General features: G+C 57.7%; 1 protein-coding gene. It reads right to left on the bottom strand.

From position 1 onward, the window contains the following. Positions 1-153 precede the first annotated feature (153 nt). The gene (locus ACX4ZE_RS22670) at positions 154-1,788 is read right to left on the bottom strand and encodes a long-chain-fatty-acid--CoA ligase (protein ID WP_480275490.1); all 1,635 of its coding nucleotides are present in this window, start codon (positions 1,786-1,788) and stop codon (positions 154-156) included. Positions 1,789-1,951 lie beyond the last annotated feature (163 nt).

Here is a 1,951-nt window from a genome sequence, read left to right as displayed (position 1 = left end):
CATTTTCCGTGTTTCCGCGTTCATTCGAAATACCCCGAATACATGCGGTCGCGTTCATTTCTCGCACACTCATGATCGCCCGCTCTCAGAAGAATTTCTCACCGGAATTACCGAACCTTTGGATACACAGATAGGCGCAGTGGGATTTCTCGACTATCGGCTGTCGACGAGTCGCCGATTCAATTCAGCGGCGGTACTCCGCTGAATCTTGCCGGAGGACGTCTTCGGAAGGGTTCCGGGCTCGACGACATGAACATGCGTCGGTCGCGCACTGATCGTCTGCTGCACAACCTGACGACACAGCATCTCGATCTTTTGCCGCTGCGACCGGTCTCCGCACAGCCTCGACTCGATCAGCACCGAGAACCCCTCCGAACCATCCGCACGGGCACTGGACACCGCAGCGACTCCCCCCGGACGAACACCATCGATCGTCGCGACACACTGCTCGATATCGACTGGCGATATATTGCGGCCACCAATGATGATGATGTCCTTGTTCCTACCCCAGATCACGATCCGCCCTTCTTCGGTCAGATAGCCGCGATCTCCCGTACTCAACCAACCCTCTCGATCACACGCGGGCTGCTCACCGTCCACCGAAACGAACGTTTTCGCGACAGAAGTACCCCGCACCAACAGATCACCCACATGCCGGTGAGGTAGCGAACGTCCCGCCTTATCAACAACCCGCACCTCGAGACCTTCTATCGGGATCCCAACCGTCGCAAGCGCACGACCATCCCCCGACGAGGACGACACAGCCCGAAGACCCCACTCGAGCTCCCCCGCATCGACTTCATCGACAACCGTCCCCTCCCCCGGCTCTCCCAAAGACACAACCACCGTCGATTCAGCAAGCCCGTAACACGGAAGCAGCGAACCGGCATCCAGCCCGAAACGGACACCCGCCCCCGCCAACCGATCCATCGTGGCCGGATCCACCTGCTCGGCCCCATTGATCATTATCCGAACAGAGCTGAGATCGAACGCATCATCACGCGCCCGAGACAAAGTACGCGCCAAAAGACTGTACGCAAAATTAGGTGCCGCCGTCATCGTGCCACCATGAGCCGAGAGCAGCTCCGGCCAAAGCCCGAGATCAGACATGAAATCAGCTGGAGTCGCCTTCACCAACGAACACCCCAACTGCATAGGAAGAACAAAGAACAGAATCATTCCCATGTCATGAAACAACGGCAACCAACTCACCAACACATCACGATCGCTCCGCAGATCGAACGCACGCGCAATCCCACTGACATTCGCATACAAGTTCTCATGAGTGATAGCAACAGCCTTAGGGAAACCCGTCGACCCGCTCGACAACTGCAAGAGCGCGACATCAGACTCCAACCCATGAAGCGGATCCACATCAGGCCCATTCACCAAATCACCAGGCGAACACGACCGACGCCCCGCAGAAACGAACTCCACCCCCGAAACTCGGAAATCATCCCCCACAACCACCAAACCCGCACCGACCATATCGCACGCACGAACCGTATCCCGCCGCCACAGAACAAGATTCATTCGCGGCGTAGGCTGCTGAAGCATCGTCACAGACGCCCGCAACATCCAAACCCCCTGCACGATCGGCGCAAGCTCAGCCGGCGACGCCACCAACACCGCAACCACATCCCCCGGCCCCACCCCCAACGCCCGAAGCGAACCCGCGACCCTACGCGCACTCCGATGAACATCCATCCACGACTGGACCCGACACACCGAAGAAGAGACAGTCATAAAAGTCGCGACCGAACTCTCACCTGTCGAAAACAGATCCATACTAAAACGACTCAAAACCAGATCCGCCTGTCAAAGTTGCCTACACCACCGCATATGCCATATCGCTGGTCGACAGCCTCAGCCGATCCCGAACCCACCAACCACCAGACAATGCCATCCACTCACCTATCACTATAACGATAGGCCTGTCGAGTTTCACACC

Source organism: Nocardia sp. TBRC8007 (genome assembly GCF_056629435.1).
This window is presented reverse-complemented; position numbering and strand designations above follow the sequence as displayed.

Coding starts and splice junctions, on each gene's coding strand:
- ACX4ZE_RS22670 (WP_480275490.1), bottom strand. CDS start 1,788: ATGGATCTGTTTTCGACAGGTGAGAGTTCGGTCGCGACTTTTATGACT.